This is a genomic window from Streptomyces sp. GL_140, assembly GCF_057834465.1.
Genome location: NZ_CM174404.1, coordinates 4,781,880 through 4,807,095, shown reverse-complemented (window position 1 = coordinate 4,807,095; position 25,216 = coordinate 4,781,880). Strand labels below are relative to the sequence as shown.

Annotated in this window: 28 protein-coding genes; 10 read left to right on the top strand and 18 right to left on the bottom strand. The window is 72.4% G+C overall.

All coding sequences use genetic code 11. The features are described from left to right. Nucleotides 1-20 precede the first annotated feature (20 nt). A complete protein-coding gene (locus AC3IYJ_RS22330) occupies nucleotides 21-623 on the top strand; it encodes an SCO3374 family protein (protein ID WP_489396552.1) in 603 nt (200 codons plus the stop codon). On the opposite strand, the gene AC3IYJ_RS22325 is transcribed toward AC3IYJ_RS22330, so the two are convergent. The 11 genes from AC3IYJ_RS22325 to AC3IYJ_RS22275 all read right to left on the bottom strand — a co-directional run bounded on the left by AC3IYJ_RS22325 (nucleotide 602) and on the right by AC3IYJ_RS22275 (nucleotide 9,254). After that, complete coding sequence (locus AC3IYJ_RS22325; protein WP_489396551.1) at nucleotides 602-943, bottom strand: histone-like nucleoid-structuring protein Lsr2; 342 nt, start codon at nucleotides 941-943, stop codon at nucleotides 602-604. The two genes, AC3IYJ_RS22330 and AC3IYJ_RS22325, sit on opposite strands and share 22 nt — an antisense overlap. Nucleotides 944-1,107: 164 nt before the next feature. Next, nucleotides 1,108-1,638: an amino-acid N-acetyltransferase gene (locus tag AC3IYJ_RS22320; protein WP_489396550.1), complete on the bottom strand. Its 531-nt coding sequence runs from the start codon at nucleotides 1,636-1,638 to the stop codon at nucleotides 1,108-1,110. Nucleotides 1,639-1,648: 10 nt separating this feature from the next. Further along, nucleotides 1,649-2,089: a BlaI/MecI/CopY family transcriptional regulator gene (locus AC3IYJ_RS22315; protein WP_489396549.1), complete on the bottom strand. Its 441-nt coding sequence runs from the start codon at nucleotides 2,087-2,089 to the stop codon at nucleotides 1,649-1,651. A 167-nt stretch (nucleotides 2,090-2,256) separates the two neighbouring features. Beyond that, complete coding sequence (locus AC3IYJ_RS22310) at nucleotides 2,257-2,439, bottom strand: hypothetical protein (RefSeq protein ID WP_489396548.1); 183 nt, start codon at nucleotides 2,437-2,439, stop codon at nucleotides 2,257-2,259. 13 nt (nucleotides 2,440-2,452) lie between these two features. Continuing rightward, nucleotides 2,453-3,154 (bottom strand): hypothetical protein, encoded by a 702-nt coding sequence (locus AC3IYJ_RS22305; RefSeq protein ID WP_489396547.1) that lies wholly within the window; start codon nucleotides 3,152-3,154, stop codon nucleotides 2,453-2,455. Between the two features lie 96 nt (nucleotides 3,155-3,250). Continuing rightward, entirely contained in the window at nucleotides 3,251-3,445 is a 195-nt protein-coding gene (locus tag AC3IYJ_RS22300) for a DUF397 domain-containing protein (protein WP_489396546.1), read from the bottom strand. 214 nt (nucleotides 3,446-3,659) lie between these two features. Continuing rightward, nucleotides 3,660-4,469, bottom strand: a complete 810-nt coding sequence (locus tag AC3IYJ_RS22295; protein WP_489396545.1) for a type III pantothenate kinase — start codon at nucleotides 4,467-4,469, stop codon at nucleotides 3,660-3,662. Nucleotides 4,470-4,472: 3 nt separating this feature from the next. Continuing rightward, complete coding sequence (nadC, locus tag AC3IYJ_RS22290) at nucleotides 4,473-5,468, bottom strand: carboxylating nicotinate-nucleotide diphosphorylase (RefSeq protein ID WP_489396544.1); 996 nt, start codon at nucleotides 5,466-5,468, stop codon at nucleotides 4,473-4,475. A 2-nt stretch (nucleotides 5,469-5,470) separates the two neighbouring features. After that, nucleotides 5,471-7,171 carry an L-aspartate oxidase gene (locus AC3IYJ_RS22285; RefSeq protein WP_489402886.1) on the bottom strand — a complete coding sequence of 567 codons (1,701 nt, stop codon included), beginning with the start codon at nucleotides 7,169-7,171 and terminating at the stop codon, nucleotides 5,471-5,473. 80 nt (nucleotides 7,172-7,251) lie between these two features. Beyond that, nucleotides 7,252-8,268: a pantoate--beta-alanine ligase gene (gene panC, locus AC3IYJ_RS22280; protein ID WP_489396543.1), complete on the bottom strand. Its 1,017-nt coding sequence runs from the start codon at nucleotides 8,266-8,268 to the stop codon at nucleotides 7,252-7,254. Continuing rightward, on the bottom strand, nucleotides 8,265-9,254 hold the full coding sequence (locus AC3IYJ_RS22275; RefSeq protein WP_489396542.1) for a Rossmann-like and DUF2520 domain-containing protein: 990 nt from the start codon (nucleotides 9,252-9,254) through the stop codon (nucleotides 8,265-8,267). Before AC3IYJ_RS22275 ends, panC begins: the two co-directional genes overlap by 4 nt. Nucleotides 9,255-9,422: 168 nt before the next feature. Between AC3IYJ_RS22275 and AC3IYJ_RS22270 the strand changes: the two genes are divergently transcribed. From AC3IYJ_RS22270 to AC3IYJ_RS22250, 5 genes are all read left to right on the top strand, one after another. Next, nucleotides 9,423-10,610 carry a threonine aldolase family protein gene (locus AC3IYJ_RS22270; RefSeq protein WP_489396541.1) on the top strand — a complete coding sequence of 396 codons (1,188 nt, stop codon included), beginning with the start codon at nucleotides 9,423-9,425 and terminating at the stop codon, nucleotides 10,608-10,610. 75 nt (nucleotides 10,611-10,685) lie between these two features. Further along, nucleotides 10,686-10,940: a type II toxin-antitoxin system Phd/YefM family antitoxin gene (locus tag AC3IYJ_RS22265; protein ID WP_489396540.1), complete on the top strand. Its 255-nt coding sequence runs from the start codon at nucleotides 10,686-10,688 to the stop codon at nucleotides 10,938-10,940. Continuing rightward, on the top strand, nucleotides 10,937-11,197 hold the full coding sequence (locus tag AC3IYJ_RS22260; RefSeq protein WP_489396539.1) for a Txe/YoeB family addiction module toxin: 261 nt from the start codon (nucleotides 10,937-10,939) through the stop codon (nucleotides 11,195-11,197). The genes AC3IYJ_RS22265 and AC3IYJ_RS22260 overlap by 4 nt, the downstream gene beginning before the upstream one ends. A 138-nt stretch (nucleotides 11,198-11,335) precedes the next feature. Next, the gene (locus AC3IYJ_RS22255; RefSeq protein ID WP_489402885.1) at nucleotides 11,336-12,454 is read left to right on the top strand and encodes a DUF5937 family protein; all 1,119 of its coding nucleotides are present in this window, start codon (nucleotides 11,336-11,338) and stop codon (nucleotides 12,452-12,454) included. Nucleotides 12,455-12,692: 238 nt separating this feature from the next. Beyond that, nucleotides 12,693-14,246, top strand: a complete 1,554-nt coding sequence (locus AC3IYJ_RS22250; protein ID WP_489396538.1) for a M28 family metallopeptidase — start codon at nucleotides 12,693-12,695, stop codon at nucleotides 14,244-14,246. An 86-nt stretch (nucleotides 14,247-14,332) separates the two neighbouring features. On the opposite strand, the gene AC3IYJ_RS22245 is transcribed toward AC3IYJ_RS22250, so the two are convergent. The 3 genes from AC3IYJ_RS22245 to AC3IYJ_RS22235 are packed head-to-tail and all read right to left on the bottom strand — an operon-like array spanning nucleotide 14,333 to nucleotide 16,639. Beyond that, nucleotides 14,333-14,548, bottom strand: a complete 216-nt coding sequence (locus tag AC3IYJ_RS22245) for a hypothetical protein (protein WP_489396537.1) — start codon at nucleotides 14,546-14,548, stop codon at nucleotides 14,333-14,335. 16 nt (nucleotides 14,549-14,564) lie between these two features. Next, entirely contained in the window at nucleotides 14,565-15,461 is an 897-nt protein-coding gene (locus AC3IYJ_RS22240; RefSeq protein WP_489396536.1) for an arylamine N-acetyltransferase family protein, read from the bottom strand. A 35-nt stretch (nucleotides 15,462-15,496) separates the two neighbouring features. Continuing rightward, the gene (locus tag AC3IYJ_RS22235) at nucleotides 15,497-16,639 is read right to left on the bottom strand and encodes an NADH-quinone oxidoreductase subunit D (protein ID WP_489396535.1); all 1,143 of its coding nucleotides are present in this window, start codon (nucleotides 16,637-16,639) and stop codon (nucleotides 15,497-15,499) included. Between the two features lie 31 nt (nucleotides 16,640-16,670). Between AC3IYJ_RS22235 and AC3IYJ_RS22230 the strand changes: the two genes are divergently transcribed. Next, nucleotides 16,671-17,162, top strand: coding sequence for a PH domain-containing protein (locus tag AC3IYJ_RS22230; protein WP_489396534.1), 492 nt, complete (start codon nucleotides 16,671-16,673; stop codon nucleotides 17,160-17,162). After that, nucleotides 17,159-18,535: a PH domain-containing protein gene (locus AC3IYJ_RS22225; protein ID WP_489396533.1), complete on the top strand. Its 1,377-nt coding sequence runs from the start codon at nucleotides 17,159-17,161 to the stop codon at nucleotides 18,533-18,535. Before AC3IYJ_RS22230 ends, AC3IYJ_RS22225 begins: the two co-directional genes overlap by 4 nt. Before the next feature lie 77 nt (nucleotides 18,536-18,612). On the opposite strand, the gene AC3IYJ_RS22220 is transcribed toward AC3IYJ_RS22225, so the two are convergent. Continuing rightward, nucleotides 18,613-19,308 (bottom strand): response regulator transcription factor, encoded by a 696-nt coding sequence (locus AC3IYJ_RS22220; RefSeq protein WP_489396532.1) that lies wholly within the window; start codon nucleotides 19,306-19,308, stop codon nucleotides 18,613-18,615. Nucleotides 19,309-19,310: 2 nt separating this feature from the next. Beyond that, nucleotides 19,311-20,510: a sensor histidine kinase gene (locus AC3IYJ_RS22215; protein ID WP_489396531.1), complete on the bottom strand. Its 1,200-nt coding sequence runs from the start codon at nucleotides 20,508-20,510 to the stop codon at nucleotides 19,311-19,313. A gap of 106 nt (nucleotides 20,511-20,616) precedes the next feature. Here AC3IYJ_RS22215 and AC3IYJ_RS22210 point away from each other — a divergent pair, with 106 nt between their 5' ends. Next, on the top strand, nucleotides 20,617-21,609 hold the full coding sequence (locus tag AC3IYJ_RS22210) for an SAM-dependent methyltransferase (protein ID WP_489396530.1): 993 nt from the start codon (nucleotides 20,617-20,619) through the stop codon (nucleotides 21,607-21,609). A 104-nt stretch (nucleotides 21,610-21,713) separates the two neighbouring features. After that, entirely contained in the window at nucleotides 21,714-23,057 is a 1,344-nt protein-coding gene (locus AC3IYJ_RS22205) for a lipase family protein (protein ID WP_489396529.1), read from the top strand. Between the two features lie 9 nt (nucleotides 23,058-23,066). Here the strand turns inward: AC3IYJ_RS22205 and AC3IYJ_RS22200 are convergent, their stop codons facing one another. Further along, nucleotides 23,067-24,086 carry a coiled-coil domain-containing protein gene (locus AC3IYJ_RS22200; RefSeq protein WP_489396528.1) on the bottom strand — a complete coding sequence of 340 codons (1,020 nt, stop codon included), beginning with the start codon at nucleotides 24,084-24,086 and terminating at the stop codon, nucleotides 23,067-23,069. 109 nt (nucleotides 24,087-24,195) lie between these two features. Next, nucleotides 24,196-25,182 carry an ABC transporter substrate-binding protein gene (locus tag AC3IYJ_RS22195; protein WP_489396527.1) on the bottom strand — a complete coding sequence of 329 codons (987 nt, stop codon included), beginning with the start codon at nucleotides 25,180-25,182 and terminating at the stop codon, nucleotides 24,196-24,198. Nucleotides 25,183-25,216 lie beyond the last annotated feature (34 nt).

The following is a 25,216-nucleotide window of genomic DNA, read 5'->3' as shown; positions in this document are numbered from 1 at the left end:
TTTCGGGAGTTGCTCCGGTCATGGCTCTCACCGCGCCGCCCGTCACCGTCCCGCTCCCCCGCGCCCCGTCCGGGAGCGAGGACGATCCGGCGTCCTGGTACGAGCGCGTGCTCGGCTGGACCGTCGCCGCGGGACCGCCCGTACAGCTGGTGACCGGAGTGCGGTTCGACGTACTGGAGCTGCCGGCCGATGCCGGGACCGCGGTGCTCCGCAGACGCGTCGCCACGGGCCCGGTGGCGGTCATGGGCCGCAGGATGCGGTTCCTGGTGGCCGCGGGGGCCGCCGACGAGCTGGACGGGCTGCTCGACTGGCTGGAGTGGGGCGGGATCGCCCTGGACCTCACCGCCCTGGGTGCGGGCGGCCGGATCACCGCTCCGGCGCCTCCGGGACACCCTGTGGGGCCGGAGGGAAGCCCTCGGGGGGCCGCTGTGTGGCTGCGGCCCCCCGAGCAGAGGTGTGAGGTGCTGCTACCCGCCCTGCCCGGTGCGGGGCAGGGCGCCGGGCCCGCGGGCGGGCCCGATCTCGTACGCCTGGTCGCGGCCGCGGCGACGGAATGCCACCGGGCGCGACTTCGGCGCACCGTCCGGACGGGCCGGACCGATCAGGCGGAAGCCTTCTCGTAGGCGTCGCGGATCTCGGCGGGAACGCGACCGCGGTCATTCACGCTGAAGCCGTTCGTCTTGGCCCAGGCGCGAATGACGGCGGTGTCCGGGTTACCGGCCGCCGCCGCGGAACGGCCCTTGGCGCGGCCGGTGGCGGCGGCACGGCCACCGATGCGGCGACCGCCCTTGGTGTACGGGTCGAGCAGGCCGCGGAGCTTTTCAGCGTTGGCGGTGGTGAGGTCGATCTCGTAGGTCTTGCCATCCAGAGCGAACGTCACCGTCTCGTCCGCCTCGCCGCCGTCGAGGTCGTCGACAAGAAGGACCTGAACCTTCTGTGCCACCGGGATTTCCTTTCATCGAAAAGCAGTACACGGAAAGGAAACCGCTTTTGCCTGGAAAACACAAACCCCCAGCGAGAGGTTCGGGTCCGCAACGGGTTGGGAAACGTACGCGATTCGGACATAGGCCACACGCACGGGAGCCCGGGGGAAATCGGCTTGATCGGTCAGAGGTGCAGAAGCATCCGACTGTTGCCCAAGGTGTTCGGCTTCACTCGTTCGAGACCGAGGAACTCGGCGACACCCTCGTCATAGGAACGCAGCAGCTCCATGTAGACATCGGTCTCGACCGGGGTCTCGCCGATCTCGACGAACCCGTGCTTGGCGAAGAAGTCCACTTCGAAGGTCAGGCAGAAAACCCGGCTCACACCGAGCCTGCGGGCCGTCTGCAACAGTTTGTCGAGCACCTGGTGGCCGACTCCGGCACCCTTCAACTCCCGGTCGACCGCAAGAGTGCGGACTTCGGCGAGGTCTTCCCACATCACGTGGAGTGCGCCGCAGCCCACGACCTGGCCGTCGGTATCGCGTTCGGCGACCCAGAACTCCTGGATGTCCTCGTAAAGGACCACCGGGGCTTTGTCGAGCAGGATGCGCTGCTGCACGTACTGGTCGAGCAGGCGGCGCAGCGCGTGAACATCACCTGTGCGCGCTCGGCGGATCGTCACTGTTTTTGCATGTGCAGCGGAAAACTCACCCATGGCCCGGACGTTATCGTCCCCGGTCGGCCGGCTGTCCGCCGGAGTCGCCTTCGGCGGACTCCGCGGACTCCGCGGGATCGTGGGTCTCCTCCGCCGGCTGCACGATCCGTACGGCGTCCCGGAGGGACTCCCGCTGCTCGGGCGACATCATGCCGAAGAAGGCCACCAGGGCGGCGGCGGGGTTGTCGCTCGTGGACCAGGCTTCGTTCATCAGTGCGGCCGAGTAGGCGGCACGGGTGGAAACCGCCGTATATCGATAGGCGCGGCCTTCCGCTTCCCGGCGAACCCAGCCCTTCTGATGAAGATTGTCCATAACGGTCATGACCGTGGTGTACGCGATGGAGCGTTCCTGCTGAAGGTCTTCCAGGACTTCGCGAACGGTGACCGGGCGGTTCCACTGCCACACCCGCGTCATGACTGCGTCTTCGAGTTCTCCCAAGGGGCGAGGCACAGCAGCACGATAGTGCGGGATGTGGGGAATTGCCCGGCCATTCGGGCGGCAAGGCGCAAGAAAAATTCGGGGGTCCCCCCGACTCGATCGGACAGGGGTCCCCGACGTGGTCAGGGGGAGTACGGCTCCGAGGCCGTACTCCCGCCCCTCTCCCGAGGGGTTACCGCCTACTGCTGGGAGGGGGACGCCTGCGACTGGCGGGCGGCGTCGGCGCGGGCGAGCACGGCGTCGACCACCGCGTCCTCCTTGGCCTTGTTGGCACCGCCCTGACTCTTCACGATCGTCACGACGAGAGCGATGAAGAACACGGCCATCACGAAGGGGGGCACGAGCGCGGAAACGTAGTCCATGCCCCCAGCCTAGCTAGCCGACCGCGCGCCCGGCCGCCGGGGGCGGGGTGGGCTTGCGGCGCGGCGGGAAGACCTCGCCCGGCGTCGGAATGGGCCGCGCGGGCCGGTCGTCGGGCTGCGGCTGCCCGGGTTCCTTGTCCTTGTCCTTGTCCTTGTCCTTGTCCTTGTCCTTGTCCTTGTCCTTGTCCTTGTCCTTGCCCGAACCGGAGCCCGAGCCCGAGCCGGAGCCCGAGCCGGAGCCCGTGCCCGGCCCGGCGTCCGCACCCACGCCGCCCGCCAGGGACAGCAGCCGGGTGCGCGGCAGGGGGGTCATGGACAGCCGGCGGCGCACCGAGCGCTCCGCGACGCCCTGCGCCCGGTCCAGCAGGGCTGCCGCGACCGGATTGGCGCGCAGCGCCCGCAGGGCGGCGAGGTCGTCGGGCACCGGCTCGTATCCGGCGGCCAGGGCGTCCTGGAGCAGCTCCAGGTAGCCCGAGAGGCTCCCCGGCAGCGCGGCTCTGTATCGGGCCAGGTCGGCGAGGAGGAACTCTCTGAGCCGCTCCGCCTCCTGGACCGCGTCGTCCACCGACGCCGCGAGGCGCAGGCAGTCCTGGACCTCGACCGGCGTCAGGGGGGCCGTCGAGGACTGAAGGGCGTGAGCGAGCGAACGCCTGAGCATGTGAAGCTCTTCAGCGCTGAACGCCATGCCGCCGCGGGATCCGTAGGGCGTGGGCATGGGCCGAAGATACGCGCTAATCGGACAAAACCCCTTGAGTGGACACGCGCGCGGCGCGGCGTATTCGCCGCGCAAGGCCTTTGGGCCGCCAAGGGCTCAGACGGTTTCCTTGACCGTCCGGAGGAATTCCGCCCAGGCCGCGCGGGTGGTGGCCATCACCAGATGGGCCGGGTCCGCCCGGTCCGCCACCCGCACCAGGGCCCCGGGGGCGGAGGCGACATATACGCAGGCGGTGCCGTCACCGCAATAGGACGACTTCTGCCATTCGGGCCGAGCGGGCCGAGCTGTCATCGTGTCTCCTCCGTTCACAGGCGCGTGCGGCGCCGTGGACGAGCTCCCGGTATTTCTCGTGGGGCGACGGTATCCCCGGGACTGGCCCACTCCGGCCATTTCTGCGGAAAATACTTCGGCGGACCCCGGGCGGAGCGTATGGGACCGGGGCCGCGCCCGGCCCCGGCGGGAACCCGCGCTCGGGCGCGGGTCCGGCCGGGGGGACGCGGTCCGGCTACTCGAAGTTCGGCGCGTTGCGCTCGTAGACCAGCCGCAGGCCGATCAGGGTCAGCCAGGGCTCGTGGTCGTCGATGACCGAGGCCTCGCCCAGGACGATCGGGGCCAGGCCGCCCGTGGCGATGACGCGGACGTCGTCCGGGGCGCCGTTCGGGCCGGCCAGCTCCTTGGCCATGCGGGTCACGATCCCGTCGACCTGGCCCGCGAACCCGTAGACCACGCCGGACTGCATCGCCTCGACCGTGGACTTGCCGATGACGTTGCGCGGGCGGGCCAGCTCGATCTTGCGGAGCTGGGCCCCGCGTACGCCGAGGGCCTCCATGGAGATCTCGATGCCCGGGGAGATCACCCCGCCCACGTACTCGCCCTTCGCGGACACGGCGTCGAAGGTGGTCGCCGTACCGAAGTCGACGACGATCGCGGGGCCCCCGTAGAGCTCGACGGCCGCGACCGCGTTGATGATGCGGTCCGCGCCGACCTCCTTCGGGTTGTCCATCAGGATCGGGACGCCCGTCTTGATGCCGGGCTCCACGAGGACCGCGGGGACATCGCCGTAGTAGCGGCGGGTGACCTCGCGGAGCTCGTGCAGGACGGAGGGGACCGTCGAGCAGATCGCGATGCCGTGGATGCCGTCGCCGAGCTCGTTGCCGAGCATCGGGTGCATGCCCATCAGCCCCTGCATCAGCACGGCCATCTCGTCGGCCGTACGGCGCGGGTCGGTCGAGATGCGCCAGTGCTCGACGATCTCGTCACCGTCGAACAGGCCCAGGACCGTATGGGTATTGCCCACGTCGATGGTGAGGAGCACGGGTTACACCGCCTCGCGCAGATCGAGGCCGATGTCCAGGATCGGGGAGGAGTGCGTGAGGCCGCCGACCGCCAGGTAGTCGACGCCCGTCTCGGCGTAAGCGCGGGCGTTGTGCATGGTGAGGCGGCCCGAGGACTCCAGCACCGCGCGGCCGTGGACCAGCGCCACCGCCTCCTCGGTCTCGATCGGGGTGAAGTTGTCGAGCAGGATCAGGTCGGCGCCCGCGTCCAGGGCCTCGCGGACCTGCTGGAGGGTGTCCACCTCGACCTCGATGGGCAGGTCCGGGAACTGCTCGCGGACGGCCTTGAACGCCTCGCGGACGCCGCCCGCGGCGATCACGTGGTTGTCCTTGACCAGCGCCGCGTCGGAGAGCGACATCCGGTGGTTGACACCGCCGCCGCAGCGCACCGCGTACTTCTCCAGGCAGCGCAGGCCGGGGGTGGTCTTGCGGGTGTCGCGGACCTTGGCCTTGGTGCCCTCCAGCTCGTCGGCCCAGGCGCGGGTGGCCGTGGCGATGCCCGACATCAGGCAGAGCAGGTTCAGGGCGCTGCGCTCGCCGGTGAGCAGGTCGCGGGTGCGGGCCCGTACCGACAGCAGGACCTGGCCCGGCTCGACGCGGTCCCCGTCCTCGGCGTGCCGCTCCACCTCGAAGGCGTCGGTGCAGACGACGGACAGGACGGCCTCGGCGACGCGCAGGCCGGCGACGGTGCCCGCCTCGCGGGCGGTGAAGTCGGCGGTGGCCACGGCGTCCTCGGGGACGGTGGCGACGGTGGTCACGTCGACCCCGCCGTCCAGGTCCTCGGAGATCGCCATGTGCGCGATGTCCTCGACCTCGATCGGGTCCAGGCCCGCGTCCACGAGCAGCTGGGCCAGCGCCGGGTCGAGACCGGTCTCCTCGCCCTCGCCGCAGGCGCAGTCGTCGCCGCAGCCGCCCTCGCTCTGCCCGACGAGGGGGAGTTCGTTGTGCTCGTGCTCGTTCTCGTGCTCGTGCGTGCTCACGGTTACTGCTCCAGGCTGTCGGTGCTCAGGGGGATCTGTACGGAAGGGAAGTCCGCCGAGTCGGTGGGCGTGACGACCAGGGCCCGCCGCCTTGCCTCCGACAGGCGTACCACGAGGTGGCGGCGCCAGGCGGCGTCGTCCCGGTCGGGGTGGTCCTCGCGCCAGTGGCAGCCGCGGGTCTCCGCGCGCCGCTGGGCGGCGGCGACCAGGACCCGGGCCACGCACAGCAGGTTGGTGGCCTCCCAGGTCTCGGTGCCGGGGACGGCCGTCTTGCCCTGGGACTCCAGCTTGGTGAGGGCCGTCGTGTAGAGGCCTTCGAGGGCGGCGGCGGCCCGGCTCAGCGACTCGGCGGAGCGGAGCACGCCCGCGCCGTCGGTCATGATGCGCTGGATCTCGTACCGCGCCTCGGCGGGCTGGAGGGGGCCGGTGGCCGGGACGGGGATGCCGGGGCCGTTGCCGGTCGGCGGGTTCCCGATGATCTCGTCGGCGATCCGCTCGGCGAAGACCAGGCCCTCCAGCAGGGAGTTGGAGGCGAGCCGGTTCGCGCCGTGCACCCCGGTGCAGGCGACCTCCCCGCACGCGTACAGGCCGGGGACCGTGGTGCGGCCGTGCAGGTCGGTCCGGACGCCGCCGGAGGCGTAGTGCGCGGCCGGGGCGACGGGGATGGGCTCGGTGACCGGGTCGATGCCGTGCGAGCGGCAGGCGGCCAGGATGGTCGGGAAGCGCTGCTCCCACATCCGGGCGCCGAAGTGCCGGCCGTCCAGGTACATGTGCAGCGTGCCCTGCTCCTGCATGCGGCGCGTGATGCCCTTGGCGACGATGTCGCGGGGGGCGAGCTCGGCGAGCTCGTGTTGGCCGAGCATGAAGCGGACGCCGTCGGCGTCGACGAGGTACGCGCCTTCGCCGCGGACCGCCTCCGACACCAGGGGCTGCTGGCCTTCGGCGTCGGGGCCGAGGAACAGCACGGTGGGGTGGAACTGCACGAACTCGAGGTCGGAGACCTCGGCTCCGGCGCGCAGCGCGAGCGCCACCCCGTCGCCGGTGGAGACGGAGGGGTTGGTGGTCGCGGAGAAGACCTGTCCCATGCCGCCGGTCGCGAGGATGACGGCGGGCGCGTGGACGGCGCCGACCCCGTCGTGCTGGCCCTCGCCCATGACGTGCAGGGTGACGCCCGCGGTACGGCCCTGCGCGTCCTGGAGGAGGTCCAGGACGAGGGCGTTCTCCACGGTCTCGATGCCCGCCGCCTGGACGGCTTCGACGAGGGCGCGGGAGATCTCGGCGCCGGTGGCGTCGCCGCCCGCGTGCGCGATGCGGCGGCGGTGGTGGCCGCCCTCGCGGGTGAGCTCTATCTCGCCGGTCTCGGCGGAGGTGTCGAAGACGGCGCCGGCCGCGATGAGGCGGCGCACGGCGTCGGGGCCCTCGGTGACCAGGAGCCGGACGGCGGCCTCGTCGCACAGGCCCGCGCCCGCGACGAGGGTGTCCTCCAGGTGCTGCTCGGGGGTGTCCCCGTCGCCGAGGGCGGCGGCGATGCCGCCCTGGGCCCAGCGGGTGGAACCGTCGTCGAGGCGGGCCTTGGTGACGACGACCGTACGGCGGCCCGCGGCGGCGCAGCGCAGTGCGGCGGTCAGGCCCGCGACTCCGGATCCGACGACCACGACGTCGGCGTCCACGGACCAGCCGGGGGCCGGGGCGTGCAGCCGTATGCCGGTGCCGGGGCCGGGGGCCTGGTCGGTGCCGGGGCCGGTGCCGGTGCCCGCTGTTTCGGGACCTCTGCCTGGGGTGCTCACGCGTGTGCTCCGAACTCCAATGGAATGTTGTCGATCAGCCGGGTCGTGCCCACTTTCGCGGCGACGGCCAGCACTGCCTGCCCGCTGAAGCCTGGGCCGGCATCGGTGAAGTCCTGCGGGTCCACCAGCGCCAGGTAGTCCAGTACGAGGGGCGGCTCGTGCCGGGCCGCCTCCACCAGGACGTGTCGCGCGGCGGCCCGTACGGCGTCCGGCAGTCCGGCTCCCGGGACCCCCGCGACGGCCGCCGAGACGGCGTGCGCGTCGGCGGAGGCGCGGATCTCGCCGAGCCGGGCCAGGCCGGTGGCCCGCTCGTCGCCGGCCGGGGTCCCCTGGGCCTCGGCGCGGTCCAGCAGCGCGGCCTGGGCGGCGAGCCGGTCGCGCCCGGCGAACAGGGCGCGGGACAGGGCGAGGGCGGTGCGGCGCTCCACGGGCGAGAGGTAGCGGTTGCGCGAGGACAGCGCGAGCCCGTCCTCCTCGCGGACGGTCGGTACGCCGACCACCTCCACGGGGAAGTTCAGGTCGGTCACCATCCGCCGGATCAGCGCGAGTTGCTGCGCGTCCTTCTGGCCGAAGAGGGCCAGGTCGGGGCGGGTGAGGTGGAGGAGCTTGGCGACGACGGTCAGCATGCCGTCGAAGTGGCCGGGGCGGGTGGAGCCTTCGAGGCGCTCGCCCATCGGGCCGGCGCTGATCCGCACCTGGGGGTCGCCGCCGGGGTAGACCTCCTCGACGGCGGGGGCGAACACGGCGTCGGCGCCGGCCGCTTCGGCCAGCGCCAGGTCGGCATCGAGGGTGCGGGGGTAGCGGTCGAGGTCCTCGTTCGCCCCGAACTGGAGGGGGTTGACGAAGACGGTGACCACGACCTGCCCGTCGGGGCCGGCCTGGGCGCGGGCGGCGCGGACCAGGGTGGCGTGGCCCTCGTGGAGGGCGCCCATGGTCATGACCACAGCGCGGCGGCCGGTGGCGGCGGCGCGGGGGAGCTCGTGGAGCTCGGCGGCGGTGTCGAGGAGGATCATCGGTCACCGTCTCCCAGGCCGTCGCGGCCTTCGTCGCCGTCGTGGCCTTCGTGGCCGTCGTGGCCGCCGGGGCCGCCGAGTCGGAGGTCCTCGGCGCTGTCGGCGAGGACGCCGAGGAGGTCCTCGGCGAGTTCGGGCTTGAGCAGACCGTGCGCGAGCGCCCGGTCCGCGGTGGTGCGGGCCATCGCGAGGTATCCGGCGACCGTGCCCGGGGCGTGCTTGCGCAGCTCCGAGACGTGCGCGGCGACCGTGCCGGCGTCGCCCCGGGCCACCGGGCCGGTCAGGGCGGCGTCACCGGACCGCAGGGCGTTGTCGAGGGCCGCGCCCAGCAGCGGGCCGAGCATCCGGTCGGGGTGTTCGACGCCCGCCTTGCGCAGCAGTTCCATCGACTGGGCGACCAGGGTGACCAGGTGGTTCGATCCGAGGGCGAGGGCCGCGTGGTAGAGCGGGCGGTTCACCTCGGCGATCCACTCGGGCTCCCCGCCCATCTCGATGACCAGGGCCTCCGCGGCGAGCCGCAGCTCGTCGGGGGCGGTCACGCCGAAGGAGCAGCCGGCCAGGCGCTGTACGTCCACCTCGGTGCCGGTGAAGGTCATCGCGGGGTGCAGGGCCAGCGGGAGCGCGCCCGCGCGGCGGGCCGGGTCCAGCACGGCGACCCCGTAGCGCCCGGAGGTGTGGACGAGGAGCTGGCCGGGGCGGACCGCGCCGGTCTCGGCGAGGCCCTGCACCAGCGGGGGCAGGGCGTCGTCGGGGACGGTCAGCAGGACGAGGTCGGAGGCCTGGAGGACCTGCGCGGGCGATACGACCGGCACGTCCGGCAGCATCCGCTCGGCGCGCCGGCGCGAGGCGTCGGAGACTCCGGACACGGCCACGGGCCGGTGTCCGGTCTGCTGCAGGGCACGGGCCAGCGCGGGGCCGACGCGGCCTGCTCCGACTACACCGACGGAGAGCCTGGCCGGGCGCTCCGCCTGGGGGGTTGTGTTCACGCGGGGAAGGCCTTCCGTTCCAGTCCGCGGGGGGTACCGGACGATACGCCGCCATGCTAAGCGGTCGCGGGGAGGTGGGGCACGCCTCCGGGCGGCGTCGAGGCGTGCCCCACCTCCCCGCGACCGCTCGGCCCCTGCCCGTGCCGGCCGGTCGGCGATGATCGAGGCATGAGCGAGGACGTGGAAGCGGTGGCGGAGCGGGTGCCGGAACAGGCGGCCGAGGGGACCGCCGGGGGGAACGCCGAGCAGGTGGCCGAGCGGCTCGTGGCGGCCGGGCGGGCGGCTGCGCGCAAGCTGTCGCACAGCATGCGGGAGCAGACCGTCGCCGGGTTGCTGGCGGACCTGGGGGACCTGGCCCCGGATCCCGACGAGCCGGGCGACATCTACGGCGACGGGGTCGTGGCCCGGCTGGAACGGCGGGTCGCGGAGCTGCTGGGGACCGAGGACGCGGCGTTCTTCCCGACCGGGACCATGGCCCAGCAGATCGCGCTGCGCTGCTGGGCCGGCCGGACCGGGAACCCGGTGGTCGCCCTGCACCCGATGAGCCATCCGGAGCGCTGGGAGGGCGGGGCGCTGTCCACGGTCTCCGGGCTGCGGACCGTCCACACGACGGGCGAGCCGCGCCAGCCGACGGCTTCGGAGATCGCCGAGCTGCCGGAGCCGTTCGGGACGCTGATGCTGGAGCTGCCGCTGCGGGACTCCGGTTTCCTGCTGCCCACGTGGGAGGAGCTGTCGGCCCTGGTGGCCACCGCCCGGGAGCGCGAGGCGGTCGTCCACATCGACGGTGCCCGGCTGTGGGAGTCCACGGTCCACTTCGACCGCACCCTCCCGGAGATCGTGGAGCTGGCGGACTCGGTGTACGTCTCCTTCTACAAGTCGCTCGGCGGCATCAGCGGCGCGGCCCTCGCCGGGTCCGCCTCCCTCGTCTCGGAGGCCAGGGTCTGGCGCCACCGGTACGGGGGCCAGATCTTCCGCCAGTTCCCTGCCGCGCTCTCCGCCCTGGCCGGGCTGGAGCGGGAGCTCCCGAAGCTCCCCTCCTACGTCGCGCAGGCGCGGGTGGTGGCGTCCGCCCTTTCCGCGGCCCTGGGCTCGTCCCCCGAGGTCCCCTGGTTCCGGATCAATCCGGAGGTCCCGCACACCCACCAGTTCCAGGTGTGGCTCCCGTACGACGCGGACCGCCTCACGCGGGCGGGCGTCCGGCTGGCGGAGGAGACGGGCACGCTCCTCTTCCGCCGCTGGTCCCCGGACGGCCCGCCGGGCCTGTCGGTGACGGAGCTGGAGGTCACCGAGCCGGGCCTGTCCTGGACGGCGGCGGACGTGACGGAGGCGGTACGGGGCTTCGTGGCCCGCCTGTAGCCCGCGCCCGCCGGAGCCTTGCGACCCCGAAAGGTTCGACGTACAGTTTCCTGTACAACTAAGAGGAGGTAGGCCATGAAGACAATGACGTACTCCGAGTCCCGCGCCCGGTACGCCGAGGTACTCGACGCGGTCAACGACGACCGCGAAGAGATCGTGATCACGCGTGCCGGACACGACCCGGTCGTCATCGTTTCCCTGGAGGACTACCAGTCCTTGAAGGAGACGGCGTACCTGCTGCGGAGCCCGGCGAACGCCAGGCGGCTGCTGGCCTCGATCGACCGGCTGGAGAGCGGCGAGGGCGCCGTGCGGGAGCTGGCGGCGGAATGAAGCCGGTCTGGGACGAATCCGCATGGGACGACTACCTGTGGTGGCAGGCCCAGGACCGGAGACTCCTGAAGAGAATCAACACGCTGATCGCGGACGTGACGCGCAACGGCAACGAGGGCATCGGCAAGCCCGAACCCCTCAAGCACGGCTTCCAGGGCTACTGGTCCCGCCGGATCAACGATGAGCACCGCCTCGTCTACAAGATCGTGGACGACACGGTCCGCATCGCCGCGTGCCGCTATCACTACGAAAGCTGAGCAAGGAGCCGCCCGCGCCGTCCGCGAGCGCCGTCCGGGCGTCGGCCGTACGGCCGCGTTCGGGTGGCCCGCTGGGGCGAAGGCGGGTGCGTCCCGTCATTCGCGCGGCCGGCGCACCGGCAGAATGATGCGATGAGCGTGACCATCGACATCACCGGGCTCCCCGCGGAGCGGATCGGCTTCGCGCCGTCCCCGCTCGCGGAGCTCTGCATGGCGTTGCACGCGCTCTCCCAGCCCGGCCACCACCCCGGGCTCGCCTCCTGGACCGCCACCACCGCAGCCTCCCTGGATCCGTGCATCGCGGACCGGCTGCTGGAGGGCGATTTCATGTGGCGCAGCTCCTTCGCCGACCTCTTCATGGCTTACGCGGGGATTCCGGGCGGCTCCGGCCGGCCCGGCGCGACGCTGGCCGACGAACTCGACGTGCTCGACCGGCTGGACGACGAACGGTTCGTGACGGCGGCGCTGGAGCACTGCCGGCTGGCGTTCTACGGCGAGGCCGGCGGGCCGTCCCCGCTCACCGACCCCCGTACCCGGGCCAAGGCACTGGAGTCGGCGTCCGCGCGCGGGCCCCGCCAGCTGGAATTCGCGGTGCGGGTGCTCGACGACACCGCGGCGGTCCGGGTGTGGCTGCGGCGGCTCGCGGAGGACTGCGACGAGGCCTTCTTCGCGGAGACCTGGCGGCGGATCGAGCCCCGGCAGAGCGCGGACGCCCGCCACAAGACGGAGCTGCTGCGGCACAAGGGGCTGCCCGCGGTGCTCAAGGAGGTCTCCTCGGCGCTGAGCGTCGACGAGGGGCTGACCACCGTCACCGTGGACAAGATGGTGCACGGGTCCACGACCGCCACCGATCCCCGAATAGGCGACGGCCTGCTCTTCGTGCCGACGAACTTCGGCTGGCCGCACCTGCTGGTGCTGCACGCCCCCGGTTGGCGTCCGGTCATCCACTACCCGCTCGGCTCCCCCGAACTGGCCTCTTCCCCGGGGTCGGTGGAGCTGCTCCAGCGGCGCATGGAGGCCCTGGCCCATCCGATGCGGATGATGCTGTGCCGCAGCCTGGCGCGCGCGCCGTACACGACCGGCGAGCTCGCGGCCGCGTACGGGATCACCGCGCCGGAGGTGTCGCGCCATCTGGCGGTGATGAAGAAGGCCGGGCTCCTCAAGACCCGCCGTCAGGGTCGCTACGTCCAGCACCAGTTGGATCTCGCGGCGGTCGCACGGATCGGCTCCGATTTCATCGAGGGCATCTTGCGGTAGTTCCGTGCTGCCGCTCAGCGGCCGTACGAACAGCGGGCGTTGGCCGGTTTCCGGCGGCCCGGATTCACCGATATACGGATTTCACGACCCGGAATCAGTGAAAACCCTGGCTTTGCCCACTGTTTAGTGTTTAACGTGCGTCCACCACTCCCCCACGCAACACGTCTCATCTGCACCTGCTCCCGCACCTGCGCCTGCACTTGCACCTGCACCTGCACCTGCCGTGGAAGGACTCTGTATGCCCGCACGCCGTATAGCCGCAGCCACCGCCGCCCTGGCCGCCGCGGCCCTCGTCTCCCCCCTGCTCCTCGCCGGACCGGCCGGAGCCACCGGCAGTCCCCAGAGCGATGCCGCCAGGGGCGACGCGCTGGCCAAGAAACTGGTCAAGGAGGCGACCGGCAAGGGCGCCAACAACCACCTGAAGGTCCTGCAGGCCATCGCCGACTACAACAAGGGCACCCGCGTCGCGGGCTCCAAGGGCCACGAGCAGTCGGCCAAGTACGTCGAGGCCGTCATGAAGGCGGCCGGGTACAAGGTCACCCGGAACGAGTTCGACTTCGTCTACGTCCAGACGATCGCCGAGACCCTGAAGGTCAACGGCGCGGGCGGCCGCGACATCCCGGTCAAGCTGATGACCTACACCGCCAGCGGCCCGGCGAACGGCGTGACGGCCCAGGTCGCCGTCGTCCCCGTCGACGCGGACGGAACCAACGGCTGCGACCCCGGCGACTTCGCCGCGGGCGCCTTCACCGCCAGGATCGCCCTGATCAAGCGCGGCGGCTGCACCTTCGCGGCCAAGCAGCAGAACGCGGCGGCGGCCGGCGCGGTCGGCGCGGTCATCTACAACAACACGGCGGGCGCCCTCAACGGCACCCTCGGCGGGCCGGACGCGGGCAAGGTCCCGACCGGCGGCGTCTCCCAGGAGGAGGGCGAGAAGCTCGCCGCCGAGGCCACGGCCGGACCGGTCCAGGTCACCCTCGACATCCGGGAGTTCCGGGAGAACCGCAAGACGTTCAACGTCATCGCGGAGACCCGCGGCGGCGACGAGAACAACACCGTCTTCCTCGGCGCGCACCTCGACTCCGTCGCGGCGGGTCCGGGCATCAACGACAACGGCTCGGGCTCGGCCGGCATCCTGCAGGTCGCGCAGCGGCTCGCGAGCAGCCAGACGAAGATCAAGAACAAGGTCAAGTTCGCCTGGTGGTCGGCGGAGGAGTTCGGCCTGCTCGGCTCCGAGGCGTACGTCGGCGGTCTGACGGACGCACAGAAGAAGCAGATCAAGCTCTACCTCAACTTCGACATGATCGCCTCGCCCAACGCCGCGTACTTCGTCTACGACGGCGACGACTCGGACAAGGTCGGCTCGGGCCCCGGCCCCGAGGGCTCCGCGCAGCTGGAGAAGGGCATCACCGACTTCCTCGACGGCCGCGGCATCCCGCACGAGGGCTCCGACTTCACCGGGCGCTCGGACTACGGCCCGTTCATCGACGCCGGCATCCCCTCCGGCGGCACCGACACGGGCGCCGAGGGCATCAAGACGGCCGAGCAGGCCGCGAAGTTCGGCGGCCAGGCCGGCGTCGCGTACGACGTGAACTACCACGGCAAGGGCGACACGATCGCGAACATCGACCAGAAGGCGCTCGACATCAACGTCGACGTCATCGCGAACGCGGTCGGCCACTACGCGTACGACCTCGCCCCGCTGTCGCAGCCGGTCGTCTCGAAGCCGACCACCGGCTCCGGCACGGGCGGCGGCCTGCGCCCGGGTCACGACCACGACGTGACGAAGTAGGCACCACCGAAAAGCCGGTACGAAGGGGTGGGCGGGGGCAGCGGCCCCCGCCCACCCCTTCGCGGTGACGGGCCGAAGGGGGCGACCTAGAACAGCGGGAGCTGGCCCGGGTGCGGAGACAGGGTGAAGCCGTCCAGGGTCGGGGCCGAGGCGCCGAGCATCACCCGGGCCCGGGAGCCCGGGCAGGACACCAGGTCGCCGCGCCCCCGGCCGGACGGCGGGTCGTGGCGGGCGATCCGCCCTGCGGTGACGGCGCAGTCGCGGCCGCATGTGGGGCAGGCTCTGCGCGGTGAGTGGGACATGGCCCCAAGTCTGCCCTCAGGTGCGGCGGGTCTCCAGCCAGGCCTCGTGGGCGGCGTCCACCCGCGTCCACAGCGCGGCCCGGTCGACGGGGGTCAGATCGTCGAGCTCCCGCCCGAAGACGCCTTCCAGTACGGCGTAGAACTCCTCCGGGCCCTCCAGCACCCGTTCCGCGGTGTCCTTCGGACCGATCCGGCTCAGCACCCGGCCGCGCAGCACGTCGATGCCTTCCGCGTCGCGCCGCAGGGCCGCGAAGGCCCGTACGAAACCGGACTCCTCGGAGGTCGACAGCCGGACGTGCTCGGCCTCGAAGTCGGCCGTCTTCGCGGGCGCGGAGAGGAAGTTGACGACGGCGGCGGAACTGCCCGGGTTTCGGTAGGTCCAGCCCCGCGCGTCCAGCCGCTCCAGGGCGTAGTCGAACCCGCCCTGCCGGTACGCGCCTTCGCGCAGCGGCAGCGGCTCGTACGGGCCGTCGCCCAGCCCGGCGTCCACGAAGTACTCCGCCCCGTCCACGCAGACGGTGAGCGCGAGGTGGTTGCCGCTCACGGGCCCGGCCCCGGCGTCGGAGCCGTCCGCGGATTCCGCGTCCGGCTCCGGCTCCGCGAGTACGCCGCCGAGGTGCCGCGTGACCGCGTAGCCGAGGTGGTCCAGGAGCGCCGCGAAGGCCCCGTTGAGGTGGAAGCAGTACCCGCCGCGCCCGGCGGCGAAGCGGCGTACCGACAGCCCCGGGTCGATGCCGACGGACCGGCCGAGCTGGATGTCGACGTTCTCGTACGGGACGCGCTCCAGGTGGGCCCGCTGGAGGGCGAAGAGCCCCTCGGCCGACGGCGCGCCGAGGGGTCCGGTGATGCCGAGCCGGGCCAGGTAGGACGCGAACGCGTCCCCCGGTATGCCGGCGCTCATGCCTGAGGTCATGACGGCAGCCTAGGAGCTCGGGGCCTCGGGTGCCGTTATTTGTCGATGTCCCCCACCACGAAGAACAGCGAGCCGAGGATCGAGACCATGTCCGCGACCAGCTGTCCGGGCAGCAGCACGGCCAGGGCCTGGATGTTGTTGTACGAGGCCGAGCGCAGCTTGAGCCGGTACGGGGTCTTCTCGCCCTTGGAGACCAGGTAGTAGCCGTTGATCCCGAGCGGGTTCTCGGTCCACGCGTACGTCTCGCCCTCGGGCGCCTTCAGCACCTTGGGGAGGCGCTGGTTGATGGGGCCGGGCGCCAGGTCGTCCATCCGGTCCAGGCAGGCGACCGCCAGGTCGAGCGCATTGTGGGTCTGCTCCAGCAGGACCTCGAAGCGGGCCAGGCAGTCGCCCTCGGTGCGGGTGACGACCTTCAGGACGTCCTGGAGCTCCCCGTAGGCGAGGTAGGGCTCGTCGCGGCGCAGGTCGAAGTCGACGCCGGAGGCGCGGGCGATCGGGCCGGAGACCCCGTACGCGTGCACGGCCTCGGCGGACAGGACGCCGACGCCGCGGGTGCGGGCGCGGAAGATCTCGTTGCCGCGGACCAGCTTGTCGTAGACGTCCATGCGGGTGTTCACGTCGGCGATGGCGGCGCGGGCCCGGCCGAGCCAGCCGGCCGGGAGGTCCTCCTTGAGGCCGCCGACCCGGTTGAACATGTAGTGCATGCGGCCGCCGGAGATCTCCTCCATGACGGCCTGGAGCTCCTCGCGCTCGCGGAACGCGTGGAAGATCGGGGTGATCCCGCCCAGCTCCAGCGGGTACGAGCCGAGGAACATCAGGTGGTTCAGCACCCGGTTCAGTTCGGCGAGCAGGGTCCGCATCCACACGGCCCGCTCGGGGACCTCCATGCCGAGCATCCGCTCGACGGCCATGACCACACCGAGCTCGTTGGAGAACGCGGACAGCCAGTCGTGGCGGTTCGCGAGCATCACGATCTGCCGGTAGTCGCGGGCCTCGAAGAGTTTCTCGGCGCCGCGGTGCATATAGCCGACCACCGGCTCGGCGCTGACGATGCGCTCGCCGTCCAGGACGAGCCGCAGGCGCAGCACGCCGTGCGTGGAAGGGTGCTGGGGGCCGATGTTGAGCACCATGTCGGTGCTCTCCGCAGCTCCGCCGATGCCGACCGTGGTCTCCGTCATGCGCGCATTCTCTCAGCCATAGGCTGGGGGGATGGAAACGGGGACATTGGGTGAGACGGGCCGACCCGAGTGGGTGGGGCTGCCGGGCGGGCTGCTCACCCTGCGGCGGCTGCTGCTGGTGCTGTGGACGGGACTGTTCACCCTGGTGACGGCCCTGGTGCTGGGGCTGGTGGCGGGTCCGGTCTGGGCCGCGGCCGGGGGGTTGTGGCTGCTGGTCCTGGTCTGGGGCTGGTGGCTGCTCGGCCGGAACTGGCGTTCCTGGCGCTACGCCGAACGCGCCGACGACCTGCTGATCACCCGGGGCGTGATGTGGCACGCCCAGACGGTGGTCCCCTACGGGCGGATGCAGCTGGTCGAGGTGACCTCGGGGCCGCTGGAGCGGCGCTTCAAGCTGGCTTCCCTCCAGCTGCACACGGCCGCCGCCGCGACCGACGCGAAGATCCCCGGGCTCGCGCCCGAGGAGGCCGAGCGGCTGCGCGACCGGCTGACCGAGCTCGGCGAGGCAAGGTCGGCGGGCCTGTGACCTCGGAGTCCGGAGCACCTGCGACGCCGCCCGCGGGGCTGGCGCCCGACAAAGCGGCCGAAGCGGCCGAAGCCGCCGCGTCGCCCGTCGAGCGGCGGCTGCACTTCCTCACGCCGCTGCGCCGCGCCTGGGTGCCGATCGCCGCGATACTCGGCGTCGCCGTCCAGCAGGGCGAGAACGTCACCGAGTGGGTCACCGCCCTCTCCCTGGCCCTGCGGGCCGTCGCACTGGTCTCGCTGATCCTCGTCTTCGGCGTGTACGGGTTCCTCAGCTGGTGGTTCACGCACTACGCCGTCACCGACACCGAACTGCGCATCCGCAGCGGGCTCCTCTTCCGCCGGACCGCGCACATCCGCCTGGACCGGATCCAGGCGATCGACGTCACCCGCCCGCTGCTGGCCCGCGTGGCCGGCGTGGCCAAGCTCCGCCTCGACGTCATCGGCACCGACGAGAAGGACGAGCTGTCCTTCCTGGGCGAGGACGACGCCGTCGCCCTGCGCGCCGAGCTGCTGGCCCGCGCGGCCGGTTTCACCCCGGCCGAGGCCGTGGTGCTGGGCGAGGCCCCCGAGCGGGAGCTGCTGCGCGTGACCCCGCGCGACCTCGCGGTGTCGATGACGCTCACCCTCTCCGCCTGGGCGGCCGTGCTCGGCGGACTCGCCGCCCCGGTCGCGGTGTGGTGGTTCAGCTCCAACCCCTGGGCCGCGGCCGCCGCCCTGCTGCCGATCCTGGGCGCGGTCTGGTCGGGCAGCGCGGGCCGTTTCCTCACGGAGTACGACTGGACCGTCGCCGAGTCCCCGGACGGGCTGCGCCTGGACCACGGGCTGCTGGACCGGGCCCACGAGACGGTCCCGCCGGGCCGCGTGCAGACCGTACGGATCGTCGAGCCGCTGCTGTGGCGGCGGCGCGGCTGGGTCCGGGTGGAGCTGGCGGTGGCCGGCTCGAAGAACGACGTCCTGGTCCCGATCGCCACCCGGGCCACCGCCCACGCCGTCGTCGCCCGCGTCCTGCCCGGCGTGGACCTCGCCGGGCTGGTCTTCACCCCGTCGCCCCGGCAGGGATCGCGCTGGGTGGTGCCGGTGTGGTGGAAGGGGTACGGCCTGGCCGTCTCCGAGGACGTGTTCGCGACCCGCCGGGGCCGCCTGTGCCGGCGTACGGAGATCGTCCCGCACGCCAAGGTGCAGAGCGTGCGCTACTCCCAGGGGCCGTGGGAGCGGGCCTGCGGCGTGGCCGACGTGCACGTGGACACCGGCGCGAACGGGACCGTCACGGCCCGCCTGCGCGGGGCGGCCGAGGCCGCCGGGCTGCTGCACGCCCAGGCGGCCCGCTCCCGTACCTCCAGGGCCGCGGCACGGCCGGACCGCTGGATGACCTGATGCGACCTGATGCCGTGACCTGATGCCGTGACCCGAATCCGTGCGGCCAGGGCCACGGCCAGGGCTACGGCTCTGGGCTACAGCGACCCGCCGCCGCCCGCGCGGACCAGGCCCGTCTCGTAGGCAAGGACCACGACCTGGACGCGGTCGCGCAGGCTCAGCTTGGTCAGGATGCGGCCCACGTGGGTCTTCACCGTGGCCTCCGACAGGACCAGCCGGGCGGCGATCTCGCCGTTCGACAGCCCCTGGGCGACCAGCAGCATGACCTCGCGCTCGCGCTCCGTCAGCCGCTCGACCTCCTTGTTCTGCGGCTCCGAGGAGGTCGAGGGCAGCATCGGCGCGAAGCGGTCCAGCAGCCGGCGCGTCGTGGACGGGGCCACGACCGCGTCCCCGCTGTGCACCGAGCGGATCGCGGCGAGCAGCTCGCCCGGCGGGACGTCCTTGAGCATGAACCCGCTCGCACCCGCCTTCAGACCCGAGAACGCGTACTCGTCGAGGTCGAAGGTGGTCAGGATGATGACCTTGGGATGCTCCTCGGGCTCACAGATGCGGCGCGTGGCCTCGACCCCGTCGAGCCGGGGCATGCGGACGTCCATCAGCACCACGTCCACCTTGGTGGCCCGCAGCACTTCCAGCGCCTCCAGGCCGTCGCCCGCCTCCGCGACGACCTCCATGTCGGGCTGTGCCGCGAGGACCATCCTGAAGCCGGTGCGCAGCAGCACCTGGTCGTCGACCAGCATCACGCGGATGGAGGGGCTGGAGGGGTAGGACATGATCACCTTTTCTTGAGCGGGAGCAGGGCACTGATCCGGAAGCCGCCACCGGGCCGGGGGCCCGTGTCCAGGGTCCCTCCGACCATACCGATGCGTTCCCGCATACCGATGAGTCCGTGTCCGGCGCCGTCCGCACCGCCGTCCTCGTACAGCTCGTGGGCCGCGCCCCGGCCGTCGTCCTCGACGAGCAGGCCGAGCCCGTCGTCGAAGTAGACGAGCCGCACGCTGGCCTTGGCGTCGGGGCCGCCGTGCTTGCGCGTGTTCGTCAGCGCCTCCTGCACGATGCGGTACGCCGTCAGCTCGACCCCGCTGGGCAGTTTGCGCGGGGCTCCCTCGACCTCGAAGTCCACCGTGAGCCCGGCCGCCCGCACCTGCTCCACCAGCACCTCGATCTGCTCGACGTCGGGCTGCGGCACGTAGTCCTCGGACTCCTGAGGCTCTCCGGTGCGCAGGACACCGAGCAGGCGGCGCATTTCGGCGAGCGCGAGGCGGCCGGTGGCGGAGATGGTCTGGAGGGCCTCCTTGGCCTGGTCCGGGGCCACGTCCATCACGTAGGCGGCGCCGTCGGCCTGGACCACCATCACGGAGACGTTGTGCGCGACGACGTCGTGCAGCTCGCGGGCGATCCGGGCGCGCTCGGCGGCGACGGCCACCTTGGCCTGGGCGGCGCGCTCGTTCTCCAGGCGCTGGTTCCGCTCGACGAGCTGGGCGTAGTAGGCGCGCCGGGTGCGCAGGGAGTCGCCCATCACCCAGGCGAGGGCGAAGGGGATCGCCAGGAACAGGACGAAGAAGACGCTGTTGGTGGCCGACTCGTCCTTGTCCACCCCGTGGATCAGGAAGTACAGGGGTGAGGCGAGCAGCCCCCAGCCGAGGGCGGTGCGCGAGACCCAGCGCGCCACGTCGGCGGCGGCGACCGTGAAGAGGATGACCAGCATCGCGAAGTCGTAGAGGCTCGCATCGGCTCCGATGGACAGCTGGAAGAGGCCTCCGGCAACCGTGAGCCAGAACATCGGCACGGTGTGCTTGCGGCGCAGGGCCACGGCGGTGCTCAGCGCGACCACGCACGGGACCACGATCAGGTTGTGGCGTCCGCTGTCGGGTTCCGAAGCCACGACAGCCATCGAGAACCCGAAGAGGATGACAGCCCAGAAGCTGTCGACGCCCGTCGGGTGTCTGCGGAGGAAATCGTAGAGGCGCTGCACGTAACCCAGAGTAGGGAAAGCCGATAGGTGCTGGAGTCAACCACAGGGGCGATCCGCATCCCGGACGAGTACTACCGGAGGTGGAGGCGACCATAACCTTTCTGCGATGAGCACTCAGGGTCAAGCCAGTGATTCGATGGATCCGGCACCGCGGCCCGTCCGCTGGCGGACGGCGATGGAGCGTGCGCTGTACGGGCCGGACGGGTTCTACGTACGCCCCGGCGAGCCCGGCCCCGCCGGGCATTTCCGCACCTCCGTGCACGCTTCGCCGCTCTACGCGCGGGCCGTTGCCCGGCTCCTGCTGTGGGTGGACAAGCAGCTCGGCCTTCCGGAGGAGCTGGACCTGGTCGACGTCGGGGCGGGCCGGGGAGAGCTGCTGACCGGGGTGCTGGCGGCGCTGCCGTCCGGGACGGCGGAGCGGGTGCGTCCGTACGGGGTGGAGCGCGCGGAACGGCCGGACGGGCTCGACCCGCGGATCCAATGGGTCCAGGAGCCGCCCGGCGGCACCAGGGGCCTGCTCTTCGCCAATGAATGGCTCGACAACGTACCGCTGGACCTCGCCGAGAACGGGCGTTACGTGGAGGTCGCGCGGGACGGTGCGCAGAGCGAGGGCGGCCCTGTGGACGGGCGGGACCTGGCCTGGCTGGAGCGGTGGTGGCCCGGCGCGGGCCCCGCCGAGATCGGCAGGCCGCGCGACGAGGCCTGGGCGGCGGCCGTCGCGACCGTGGAGCGGGGGCTCGCGGTGGCGGTGGACTACGCCCACACCCGGGACACCCGGCCCCCGTACGGCACGCTGACCGGGTTCCGGGCCGGCCGGGAGGTTCCGCCGGTCCCGGACGGCAGCTGCGACGTCACGGCCCACGTGGCACTGGATGCCTGCGCCGGCCCGGGCGCGGCCCTGCTGACGCAGCGCCAGGCCCTGTCCGCCCTGGGCGTCTCGGGGTCGCGCCCCCCGCTGGCCCTGGCTTCGACGGACCCGGCGGCCTACGTCCGCGCCCTGTCGGCGGCGGGCGAGGCGGCGGAACTCACCGCCCGCGGCGGCCTCGGCGACTTCGGCTGGCTGGTCCAGCCGGTCGGGATCGGGGCCTGGCCGCAGTGAGGCGGGGCGGCCCGACGGGGCTGCCGCGTAAGGGGGTTGGCCCCCGTAGCGGGGGTGGGGGCGGCCGGATGTCGGGGGCGCCGGGGCGACCGTAGCTTCGGAGCATGCCGAACACGACGCCGAGCAACCCGACGAACACCACGCCGAGCACCCCGCCGGGCACCCCGCAGGACAGGCAGCGGCACGGCCGTCGCCAGTGGCTGCGCCGCAGCGCCGCGGCCGTGGCCCTCACCGCCGTCCTCGGAGGCCTCGCCGCCCCGGCCTACGCCGCCACCGGCGCCCTCTCCGGCACCCACGCCGACGCCACCGCCTCCACCTCCGTCGGCACCGACGCCGCGCAGCGCGACCGCGGCCGCCTCATCTCCATCACCCCGGTGGAGACCCTGACCCGCGCCGAGGTCGTCTCCCGGCTCTCCGGGCTCGGCATCGACGGGTCCACCGTCCGCTACGGAATCACCGCCCACCGGCTGACGTACGCCACGGTGGACCCCCACGGCCGGCCCACCACCGCCACCGGGCTCCTGGTCCTGCCGCAGCGCGGGCCCGCCCGCCTCGACCTGGTCTCCGACACGCACGGCACGGTCGCGAGCCGTGCCTCCGCGCCCTCCGCCGGTCCCGGGGACAACCGGCTCACCCCGTACCTGCACGCCGCCTCGGGCCGTGCCGTCTCCGCCCCCGACTACCTCGGCCTGGGCGGCGGGCCCGGCAGCCACCCGTACATGGACACCGCGTCCGCCGTCACCGCGTCCGTGGACATGCTCAAGGCCACCCGCAGCGCCGCCGGGCGGCTCGGCAGGCCCGTCACCCGGGACGTGTACGCGACCGGCTTCTCCCAGGGCGGCCAGGTCGCCATGGCGCTGGGCCGCGAACTGTCCCGGGGCCGCGACGGCTTCCGGCTGCGCGCGCTCGCGCCCATGGCCGGGCCGTACGATCTGGCGGGCTCGGAGATCCCCGGAATCGTCGACGGCCGCGTAGAGCCGAGGACGGCCGTCTTCTACCTCTCCTACTTCCTCACCGCGCAGAACCGCCTGCACCCGCTCTACAAGGACCCGGCCGAGGTGTTCCGCGCACCGTATGCACAGGCTGTGGAAAACCTGTTCGACGGGAACCACACGGAGGAGGAGATCGTCGCGGGTCTCCCGGCCACCCCCGACGAGCTGCTCACCCCGCAGTGGGCCGCGAACCTCCGCGATCCGCGCGGAGCCTTCCGTACGGCCCTGACCGCGAACGACGGCAGCTGCGACTGGAAGCCCGCCGTCCCCGTGCGCCTCTACACGGGCGCGGGCGACACGGACGTCCCCATCGCCAACGCCCGCGCCTGCGCAGCCGATCTGGCCCGGCACGGGGTCCGCGCGACCGTCGTGGACCAGGGGGCCGACGCCACCCACGTGGTCACGGCCGTCCGCTCCGCCCCGCAGGCGGTCCGCTGGTTCGACAGCCTGCGCTGAGCCGACGGCCTAGGAGATCGCGGTCCGCAGCTGGACCACGTCGATCGGCTCCGTCTCGTCGTGGGCCGTCAGGTCGATGACCTGGCCCACGGCGCGGTGTTCGGCGGTGGCCGGCTTGAACTCCGGCTCCGCGCCCTGCGCGGACTCCGCCTTGTGCACCGCCAGGACCTCCGCGCCGACCACGTCGGCCAGGTCCTCGTTCTGTACGGACTCGATGACCGCGCGGGCCTGCGCCGCGGTCTTCGTGCCGAAGAAGTCGAAGCCGCCCTCGACGCGCGAGGCGGAGCGGCGCTGCTGGGAGTACGGGGCCACCGCGGCCGCGAGGCGCCGTGCGGGGACGGCGGCCGCCGGACCGGTGACCGCGGGCCGGGCGTGCGCCTCCGGAGAAGGCGCCGCGGAGGGCTCGGGCGCGGCGGAGCCCGCGGGGAGCTCCCGCGCCGACCCCTGCGTCCTGCGGTTCAGCGCCACCAGCGCGGCGTTGGCGCGGGCGAAGCCGACCGCGGTGGCCGCGCCGGCCGAGGTGCGCTCCTCGGAGACGGGGGGAAGTTCCTTGGGCGCCGCGGGGGCCGGTGCGGCGGCCTCGATGGCCAGCAGCCGGCGGCGCTCCAGGGCGCTCGCCCGCTCGGTCTCGGCGGTGGCGTACCGCCGCAACAGCGCCGCGTGCTCGCCGCGCAGACCGGCGAGTTCGACCCGCTTGGCCCGCAGCTTGGCGTCGAGCTTGCCGCGCAGCACCCGCGCCTCTTCGAGGTCGGACTCGAGCTCGGCTATCCGCTCCTCGGTGCGCCACTCGTCCTTGACCCGCTCGCGCCCGAGCTCCGCGACCCGGCGTCCGGCCGCGCGGTCCCAGGACCGCATGACGACGGCCCCGGCGACCCCGGCTGCCGCGGTGAACACGACGAGCAGCCGAAGCGCCATCGGTTCCGCGAGCAGCCAGGCCGCGCCCGCGCCGGCGGCGGACACACCGGCCACGGTCGTCGGCGTCAGCAGCCGGTGAAGAGGTTCGGGATTGCGGTGGCGTCCACGGGGCATGGCCTGAAATTTACAGGGCGTGGACAGGGTGTTGGGTAGCAGCCCGGCAATCTGTTTCCGAGCAGTTACCCGTTCCCCCTCTCGACTTTCCTCACCAAAGGCCCAACTCCTACTTCTTCACCAGTCCCTTGGAGTCCAGATAGGCCTTCGCGACATCCGCCGGCTTGGCGCGCTCGGCATCCACCTTCCGGTTCAACTCGACCAGGTCTGCGGTCGTCAGGGTCTTGGTGAGCTTTTCGAGGGCGGCCGCGAGCTCCGGGGTGCCGGCGTCCTTGGCATTGACGACCGGCAGGACGTTGTCGGCGTTCTGGAGCTTCTTGTCGTCCTCCAGCAGGACCAGGCCGAAGCTGTCGAGCGTGGCGTCCGTGGTGGTGGTGAGGACCAGTTGGTCCGCGCCGTCCTTGACCGCCTGCTTGGCCTGGGGGGTTCCGACGCCCTTCGGGTCAATACCGGAAACATCGATTCCGTATGTCTTCTGCAAGCCGGGTGCGCAGAAGGGCCGAACAGCGCATTCGTCGCCCGCCGCGATCTTCACCTTGAGACCCGACTTACCGAGGTCGGAAAGGGTCTTGAGATTGTTCTTCTGCGCGAATTCCTTGCTCACCGCGAAGGCGTTCTGGTCGACCGCCGGTCCGGCCGGCAGCGCCTTGAGGCCCAGCGGGGCCGCCAGCTTGTCCAGGGCCGCCACCGTGGCCGCCACGTCGCTCGACGCGACCGGCTTCTCGGTGGGCGCCTTGGCACCGTTCACCTTGGCGTTCAGGAACTCGGCGAGGGTGGCCGCGTACTCCGGGACCACGTCGATCTCGCCCTTCTCCAGCGAGGGCTCGTACAGCTCGCGGTTGTTGACCGTGGTGATCGAGGTCGAGTAACCGGCGTCCTTGAGGACCTGCGCGTACAGCTCGGCCAGGACGTTGGACTCGGTGAACCCGGCCGCGCCGATCACCAGCTTGCCGCCCTTGCCGGCCTCGGCCGAGGCGGCCGCGGAGGAACCGCCGTCCTTGGACTTCTCCAGGCTGTCACCGCCGCACGCGGTGAGCGAGGCGGTCAGGGCGACGGCCCCCAGGGCCGCGCCGAGGACGCGCGTGGACTTGCTCATATGTCTGCTCCTTCGAGGAAAACGGGGAAGTCGA